This window comes from Halorubrum sp. B52, assembly GCF_059752555.1.
The window spans coordinates 850,623-858,602 of the sequence record NZ_MWTG01000007.1 but is presented as its reverse complement, the minus strand read 5'-3'; the positions used below and the strand labels follow the sequence as shown (position 1 = coordinate 858,602).

The 7,980-nt window shown below is 71.8% G+C and carries 8 protein-coding genes; 1 reads left to right on the top strand and 7 read right to left on the bottom strand.

What is annotated here, in order from left to right; genetic code table 11:
- Positions 1-348: 348 nt before the first annotated feature.
- Positions 349-1,185 (bottom strand): alpha/beta fold hydrolase, encoded by an 837-nt coding sequence (locus tag B4V04_RS05735; protein WP_498229927.1) that lies wholly within the window; start codon positions 1,183-1,185, stop codon positions 349-351.
- Between the two features lie 145 nt (positions 1,186-1,330).
- Between B4V04_RS05735 and B4V04_RS05730 the strand changes: the two genes are divergently transcribed.
- Positions 1,331-1,936 carry a VOC family protein gene (locus tag B4V04_RS05730; protein ID WP_498229925.1) on the top strand — a complete coding sequence of 202 codons (606 nt, stop codon included), beginning with the start codon at positions 1,331-1,333 and terminating at the stop codon, positions 1,934-1,936.
- Between the two features lie 43 nt (positions 1,937-1,979).
- Here B4V04_RS05730 and crtID read toward each other — a convergent pair whose 3' ends face one another.
- The 6 genes from crtID to purB form a co-directional block, all read right to left on the bottom strand.
- Complete coding sequence (crtID, locus tag B4V04_RS05725) at positions 1,980-3,533, bottom strand: bifunctional phytoene desaturase/3,4-desaturase (RefSeq protein ID WP_498229923.1); 1,554 nt, start codon at positions 3,531-3,533, stop codon at positions 1,980-1,982.
- An 81-nt stretch (positions 3,534-3,614) separates the two neighbouring features.
- A complete protein-coding gene (locus B4V04_RS05720) occupies positions 3,615-4,295 on the bottom strand; it encodes a metal-dependent hydrolase (protein WP_498229921.1) in 681 nt (226 codons plus the stop codon).
- Complete coding sequence (locus tag B4V04_RS05715; protein ID WP_498229919.1) at positions 4,296-5,024, bottom strand: hypothetical protein; 729 nt, start codon at positions 5,022-5,024, stop codon at positions 4,296-4,298.
- A 67-nt stretch (positions 5,025-5,091) separates the two neighbouring features.
- Positions 5,092-5,940, bottom strand: a complete 849-nt coding sequence (locus B4V04_RS05710; RefSeq protein ID WP_498229917.1) for a sensor domain-containing protein — start codon at positions 5,938-5,940, stop codon at positions 5,092-5,094.
- 107 nt (positions 5,941-6,047) lie between these two features.
- Positions 6,048-6,362, bottom strand: coding sequence for a zinc ribbon domain-containing protein (locus B4V04_RS05705; RefSeq protein ID WP_498229915.1), 315 nt, complete (start codon positions 6,360-6,362; stop codon positions 6,048-6,050).
- Between the two features lie 97 nt (positions 6,363-6,459).
- The gene (gene purB, locus B4V04_RS05700) at positions 6,460-7,899 is read right to left on the bottom strand and encodes an adenylosuccinate lyase (protein ID WP_498229913.1); all 1,440 of its coding nucleotides are present in this window, start codon (positions 7,897-7,899) and stop codon (positions 6,460-6,462) included.
- Positions 7,900-7,980: the final 81 nt, after the last annotated feature.

The window sequence follows — 7,980 nt, the reverse complement described above, 5'->3', positions numbered from 1 at the left end:
GAGTCCACTCGACTCTCTTCGTTCGTCTCGTTCCCTCGCTTGCCCCCACTCGCTTCGCTCGTGGGGACCCCGCGAGTCCATGTTTTTGCGCCGCGAGCAATTCCGCGAGCGGCGCATCACTGCAACGAGCTGGGATTTGAACCCTGCCAGTCGCGCGCAGCGAACGGAGTGAGCGAGCACGTCTGGCTCTGGTTCAAAATCCCCGCGAGTCCACTCGACTCACTTCGTTCGTCTCGTTCCCTCGCGTGCCCCCACTCGCTTCGCTCGTGGGGACCCCGCGAGTCCGTGTTTTTGTGTCGCGAGCAACGTCGCAAGCGGCGCGATACCTCAATCGCGGTTCGCATTCCGTTACGCGTCGCCGACCCAGCGCAGCACCTCGCGCCGCCGGTCGAGCAGGGTTCCGAGGTGGTCGGTCTCCGAGGTCGCGAGCCCCGCGTCACTCCCGTTCGCGAAGGCACGCACGGCCGACAGCGGCGCGTTCCCGTCGCGGGTCCCGTGCCAGGCACGGACGGGAACCGACGGTCGGTCGAGGCCGACCCACTCGTCACCGAACGACCGGTTCTCCCGGGCGACCGGCTTCGCCCCCTGCCGCAGGGCCTCGTGGAAGTCGTCCGCGACCGCCCGCGAAACGGGCTCCGACACCGATCGGTCGGTGTACTGACCGACGACCGCGCTCGGTCCGGCGACCGACGCGTACGCGCCCGACAGCCGGAAGAGGGCGCGCACGGCGAACGGGACCCGCGACAGCGTCACGAGGCCGACGTCGGCCGGCGGGATGACGCTGCTGACCAGTCCGACGCGACCTACCCGTTCGTCCGCCGCGGCCGCGAGCGCGAACGGCCCGCCGCCGGAGAACCCCACGGCCCCGCACCGATCGACCGACTCCGCGTCGAGGAGCGCCGCGAGGTCCTCCGGCCAGTCGCGCCACTCCCAGCCGGCCGGCGGCGGCGACGAACGACCGTACCCCGGTCGGTCCGGAACGATGAGCCGGACTCCGGTCTCGGCGGCGGCATCGGTGAGGAGCGACGCGAACAGCCGCGACCCCGGCGTTCCGTGGTGGGCGACGACCGGCGTCCCGTCTTCGGCCCCGCCGACGGCGTAGGCGAGCGTCCGACCGTCCGAGAGCGTGCACGTCTCCGTGGCGAGCCCGCGGGGCCGGCCCGCTTGCCGCGTGTTCCGTTGCACGCGTCGCCCTTCCGCTTCGGTCGGGATAACGGGTCGGGAGTCTCAAATCGCTCTTTTAGCCTCCGTCGGCTCGGTCCGCCGCGCGTTCCCCGACTGACATCGGTGTTACCGCGATCTCATGAGGGACGCTCCCGTGGATCACCGTATGTCGACGCGCGAGGTCACGGCGGAGCGCCCGGACAGCCTGCTGCACGCGACCGGCTGGGACCACGTCACGCTGATCGGGAGCAACGCGGACGACACCGTCGCCTTCTACCGCGACGTGCTCGGTCTCCCCCTGGTCGTCAGGCAGCCCAACCTCGACCGCGAGGCGGTCGAACACCTCTTTTTCGAGGCGGGCGACGGCCGGCTGGTCACTTTCTTCGTCGACGAGTCGCGCGACTCCGTCGAGACGCAAGAGCCCGGGATCGGCGCGGTCCATCACCTCGCGTTCAGCGTCGAACCGGAGGAGCTCCCGGCGATCCGCGACCGCCTGCTCGACGCCGGCCACGAGGTGAGCGAGTTCGACCGCGGCGCCTTCCACTCGCTGTACACCCACGACCACAACGGGCTCGTCATCGAGCTCGCCGCCGACAAGTTCGACGTTCCTGACGACCGGAAGGGTGAGGTCCTCGCCCACGCCCAGGCGGCCCGCGTCGCCGCCGGCGACGAGTACGTCGCGACCGAACATCTGGAGACCGCACTCGAGGAGCTCGGTCTCCCCGTCGAGCGGTACGACCTTCCCGACGCCGCGACCGGTCGGGACTTCTGAGGCGCCCCGCGCGACGCGACCGATCGGGCGTCCCGGAACGGGCCTACCGCAGCGTCGACGTCGGCACCACGGACGGCAACATCCCGCCCCCGGCCGCGTCCTCGACCACGGCCTCGGCGACGTGCTCGCCGCTGAGCAGACACATCGGCATCCCGATCCCGGGATTCGTGTACGCGCCGACGTAGTAGAGCCCCTCGACGCCCGGTGCCCGGTGCGCCGGCCGGAGCGGCCCGGTCTGGCCGAGCGTGTGCGAGAGCGCGAGCGCGGTGCCGCGCGGCGCGTTGAAGCGCTCGCGGAAGTCGGAGACGCAGGCGGTCTCCTCGAAGACGACCCGATCGCGGAAGTCGACGCCGGCGTGCTCGGCCAGATCGTCGAGCACCAGCTCGCGGAAGCGCTCGCGGGCCTCCGGGCCGTCGTCGAGCCCGGGCGCCAGCGGGACGAGGACGAACACCGCCTCGTGCCCTTCGGGGGCCGCTTCCGGGTCCGTCTTCGAGGGGACGTGGACGTAGTACGCCGGATCGTCGGGCCACCCGGGGTCGTCGAAGATCGCCTCGAAGTGGGGCCGCCAGTCGGTCGGCAACACGAGCGCGTGGTGGTCGAGGTCGACGTCGCCCTCGACGCCGAAGTACGTGAGGAACGCCGACGGGGCGTACGTCCGCGACTCCCAGTACGCCTCGCGACGCGCGTGCTCGTCGGGGAGGAGGTCGCGCTCGACGTGCGGCGGCGGGGCGTTCGCGACCACGCGGTCGAACCGCGCGCTCGACCCCCCGGCGCCCACCTCGAACCTCGGGCCGGCCGCCGCGACCGAGGGCTCGATCGCGGTCACCGGCGTCCCCGTGCGGATCTCGGCGCCGAGGTCGCCCGCGAGCGCCGCCATCCCGTCGACGACGCTCGCGATACCCCCGGTCGGGTGGGAGACGCCGAGGTTCATGTCGACGTGGCTCATCAGCGTGTAGATCGCCGGCGTGTTGTACGGCGACCCGCCGAGGAAGACGAGCTTGTACTCCGCGATCTGACGGAGCTTCTCGTGCTCGAAGTAGCCGCCGACGTAGTCGTCCATGGTGCGGAGCTTCGGGAGCGCACGGCCCGAGCACAGCACATCCGCGTCGACCATGTCACGGAGCCGGGAGCGGCTCGGGTAGACGAACCGGTCCATCCCGAGCTCGTACGCCTCCGCGGCGTCGTCGAGGTACGCGTCGAGCCGGTCGCCGGCGCCCGCCTCGTACGACTCGAACAGCGCCTTCTGGCCCACCCGGTCCGCGGGCATCGCCGCGCGGTCGCCGTCCTTCCAGACGACTTCGTAGAGGGGGTCCAGCTCCGTCAGCTCGTAGAACTCCTCGGTCGACCGCCCGAAGTGGCCGAAGAACCGGTCGAACACCTCCGGCATGAGATACCACGAGGGGCCGGTGTCGATCCGGAAGCCGTCCCGCTCGATCCGCCCGGCGTACCCTCCCGGATGGTCGTTGCGCTCGAACACCGTCACGTCCGCGCCGGCGTCGGCGAGGTAGGCGGCCGCGGAGAGGCCGCCGAACCCGGCGCCGACCACCGCGACCTCCTCGCCGGCGAGGCGCTCGTCGTCACGTGAACGAGGGCTCATCGCGAGGCGGTACGGCCTACAGCGGATTCACTCCCCAGCCATACAATGTCGGCCCGTCACCCCTCCCGCGACCGACCGTCCTCACGCGCCCTCCTCCCGCGGCGCCCTGTCTTGCAATCGCCGGGCGGCCAGCGCGAAGAGCCCGGTCCCGATCAGGTAGAGCCGCCAGCCGGCGTTCGCGACCGGGAAGATCCGCTCGACTGGTTCCTCGATCGCCTCGTCGGGGTCGCGCGGCTGGACCGGGTTGTTGACGTGGACGGTCTCCGTGGTCCCTGTGGCGCCGGCGTCGACCGTGCGCGTCCCGGTCTCCGGGTCGACCCGCAGGTCGACGAACGTCTGGACGAACCCGTCCGCCGTCGAGAGCAGGATCTCCCCGTCGAGCCGGAGGAACTGGTCGCGAATCGGCCAGAGGTAGTTCACCCCGTCGAGGTGGACCCAGTCGAGCGCCACGTGCGCGAAGACGTGCGCGAACAGCGCGGCCCACGCGACGGCGACCCACCGCGCCGAGAGGCGCGCGCGCACCGCTGACGTCTCCCGGATCCGCGTGTCGTAGTACAACAGGACCGCGGCGACCGCGGGGATCACGAGCGTGTGGCCGACCGTCCGGTGGGCGCCCGGCATGATCGGGCCGAGGAAGCTGTCGGCCTCGGGCGCGACGACGACGAGGAGCAGGACCGCGAGCACCCGGCGGTCGAACCGGTCGTCGAGCAGTCCGGCCGCGAGCAGGACCGCGAAGCCGGCGTGGACCACCGTCGAGACCATCTACCGGGTCACCTCCGGGTCGTCGTCGGTCTCGGCCGTGTCGACGCCGGCCGACTCGGCGTCGACCCTCCGCGTCCCGCTCCGCCTCTCCCACCGGAACCGAACCGCCAGCAACGCGACCGCGGCGGCGACGACGACCAGCTGCCAGCCGGTCCGGACGAGGTGGAGCTCGCGCTCGGCGCCCGGCGAGAGCCCCGGTCGGCCGTCGGGGTTGACGAACGTCGAAATCGCGTACGACTCGGACGTCCCGAGCGTCTCCAGCGGGAGGATCCCCGGGCCCCCCGCGCCGACCGAGACGACCGTCTGGACGACGCCGTCCCGCGTCGAGAAGAGGAGCCCCCCGTCGACGAGGTAGTAGGCGTCTGCGAGCGGGAACAGCAGGTTCACCCCCTCGCTACCGAACAGGTCCGGGCCGACGCCGGCGACGAGGAACGCCGCGAGCGCGACCCACGCGATTCGGACCCCTCGCCGGCCCGCCCGCTCGCGGAGCCGGGAGGCGTCGCGGACTCGCGTGTCCCAGTAGAGGGCGACCCCGGCCGCGAGCGGGAGCCAGACCGCGTGGAGGAGGGCGTTCGTCGCGCCCGGGACCGCGAGGCTCGCGACCGCGTCGAGGTCGGGGAGCATCGCGGCGGCGACGACGACCGCGACGGACCGCCGGTCGAACGCGGCGCCGAGCAGGGCGGCCGCGAGCAGCGCGCCGAACGCGGCGTTGACCAGCGTCGGTGCCATACCCGTCCTGACGACCGCACGCGAATAAGTCGCTCGGGGCCGTCCCGTTCGCCGAGCGGTCTCCGGGTCAGCGGGCGTCGTCGTCGCGGTCGACGGGGGCGGAGTCGTTGTCGGCAGGGGTGGAGCCGCGGTCGGCCGGAGCGGGCTCGTCGACGAAGTCGAAGTCGCCGGCATCGGCGTCGGGCGTGTCCTCGCCGCCATCTGCGTCGCCGTCGACGGGGACGTCTCCGTCGCTATCCCCCTCCCCGCCCCCCACCGATACCGCCGGAGGCGACTCGGCGGGCTCCCGGCGGCCGAGCAGCGCGAGGGCCATCCGCCGGGAGACGTACGCCGCGAGGTTCGCGAGGTGAAGCGCGAGAAGGACGCCGGCGACGCCGAGCGGGAGCGCGACCAGCGCCTCCGGGAGGGTGTCGATCGCCCACGTCACCGGCTCGCCGTTCACCTCGCCGAAGTCCGCCTCGTAGGGGTACCGCAGAGGGGCGGCGACCAGCGGCAGCGCGCTCGCCAGCAGGAAGAGGGGGACGAGCGCGAGGAGGCTCACCCAGAACTTCAGCGAGAGGAAGACGAGCCCCGCCCACGTCGACGGGGCGTCGACGTACTTCCTGACGCCCGCGAGCGCGCCCTCCGCGTCGGCGAGGTCGTCGGGACGCTGCAGGTGGGTCCCGAGCAGCGCGTTCGCGAGCCACCGCTCCAGCCCCGCGGCGAGCCGGGCGCCGATCAGCGTCGCGAACAGGACCACCAGTCCGACGAGCGCGACCGACAGGGCCAGCCCGAACGCGACGCCGAAGGTGAAGGCCGCCGAGTAGACGAACCCGAGCGGGACGGCGAGCAGGAGGTACAACAGGTGCCTGTACGTGCGGCCGTCGGCGACGACGCCGACGACGGGGAGCTCGGAGGGGTGACGGAGGGAGACCATACGCGGTCGAAACCGGTTCCGCTGTCGACATAAATCGGTCGCTCCCGGCGTCGTGCGGCGGTCTCAGGGGTCGCTACGGAGCGCCCCCGGACGTCGCCGCGTCGCTCTCAGCCGACGAAGAAGTCGATGGCGTTCCCCGTCGACTGTCCCTTGTACAGCTCCGAGTAGCCGCAGTTCGCGCAGGAGACGACGACGAAACTGCGGTTCTGCACGTCGAACATCTTGGTGAGGCCGGTGCCGCTCGTCGCGATCTCGTCCGTCTCGGTCTCCTCGCTCCCGCACTTCGGACAGCCGTCGTCGCGGCCGCCGAGGTCGACGGCTTCCGGATCGGTCCGTGTCTCATCGTCGGGCGTTCCCGACGCGTCGGCCGAGTCGTTGCCGAAGACGGAGTACTCCACGTCGTCGTCGTTTTCGGAGGGCATCGGCCCTACCTGCACGCGCGACCGACAAACCTCTTGTGGGGGTGTGCGACGCCGGCGACGTCTCTCTCGGCCGCGACGTCCCTGTCGACCCCGCCGCCTACTCGTCGATCTCGTCGACGAGGTCGTCGGCGACGCCGACGTACCCCGCGGGCGTCAGCGCCTGCAGCTCCCGGCGCACGTCCTCGTCGACGTCGAGGTCGGCGAACAGCTCGCGGAAGTCGTCGAGCGTGACCGACCGCCCCCGCGTCAGGTCCTTCACGCGCTCGTAGGCGTCGGTGTCGCCCTCGCGCCGGAGGATCGTCTGGACGGCCTCGCCGATCACCTCGGGCGTCGCCGCCAGCTCCTCGCGCATCACCGCCTCGTTGGGAACCACCTTCGCGAGCCCGTTCTCGGCCTTCGAGTAGCCGATGAGGCAGTGCGCGAGCGCGGCGCCGACGTTGCGCTTGACGGTGGAGTCCGAGAGGTCGCGCTGGAGCCGCGAGCTCGTCACGTAGTCGGCGAGGAACGTGAGATCGCTGTTCGCCTTCGAGAGGTTCCCCTCGCTGTTCTCGAAGTCGATCGGGTTCACCTTGTGGGGCATCGTCGACGAGCCGGTCTCCCCCTCGACCGTTCGCTGGCCGAGGTAGCGGTCGGAGACGTAGAGCCACGCGTCGAGGTCCAAGTCGAGCAGGACGTTGTTGACGCCCCGGAGCGCGTCGAACAGCGCCGCGAGGTCGTCGCAGGGGTTCACCTGCGTCGCGAGCGGCGTGTGCTCCAACTCGAGCCCGCGCACGAACGAACGGGAGAACGCTCGCCAGTCGACGTCCGGGTAGGCGGCGTCGTGGGCGGCGTAGGTGCCGGAGGCGCCCGCCAGCTTCCCGGAGAGGTCGCCGCTCGCGACGACGACGCGGCCGAGCGCGCGGCCGAGCCGCGAGGCGTACACCGCCATCTCCTTGCCGAACGTCGTCGGCGTCGCGGGCTGGCCGTGGGTGCGAGCCAGCATCGGCGTCCCGCGGTGCTCCTGCGCGAGGTCGACCAGGGCGTCCCTGACCTCGCGGACCGCGGGCACCAGCACCTCGCTCACCGCGGGCTTCAGCAGGAGTCGGTGCGCGAGGTTGTTGACGTCCTCGCTGGTGAGCCCGAAGTGGATCCACGGGTACAGCGCCTCGGCGTCGTCGACCGTCCCGGACGCCTCCAGCCCGTCCAGTCGGACCCGGAGGAAGTACTCGACCGCCTTCACGTCGTGGTTGGTCGCGGCGTACCCCTCGGCGCCCTCGACTTCGAGCGTCTTGATCAGGCGCGCGTCCTCGGCCGAGAACGACTCGTACACGTCGCGGAGCGCCGCCTCGACCTCGTCGTCGAGCGCGATCGGGGTCGCGTCGAGCGCGGCCAGCTCGATCAGGTACTCGACCTCGACGCGGGTCCGGGCGCGCATGAGCCCGGCCTCGCTCGCGTACGGCGACAGCGGCGCGGTCCGCGAGGCGTAGCGCCCGTCGAGCGGGGAGACGGCCGCGAGGGGGTCCGATCGCGACAGGCCGTCGATGGCGTGGTCCGTCATGTCCGCGACTGCCCCCGGAGCCAGCAAAAGCGTGTCGATGGCGTGACGCACGGACGTGGATAGCTCCCTCCCGTTTCCCAC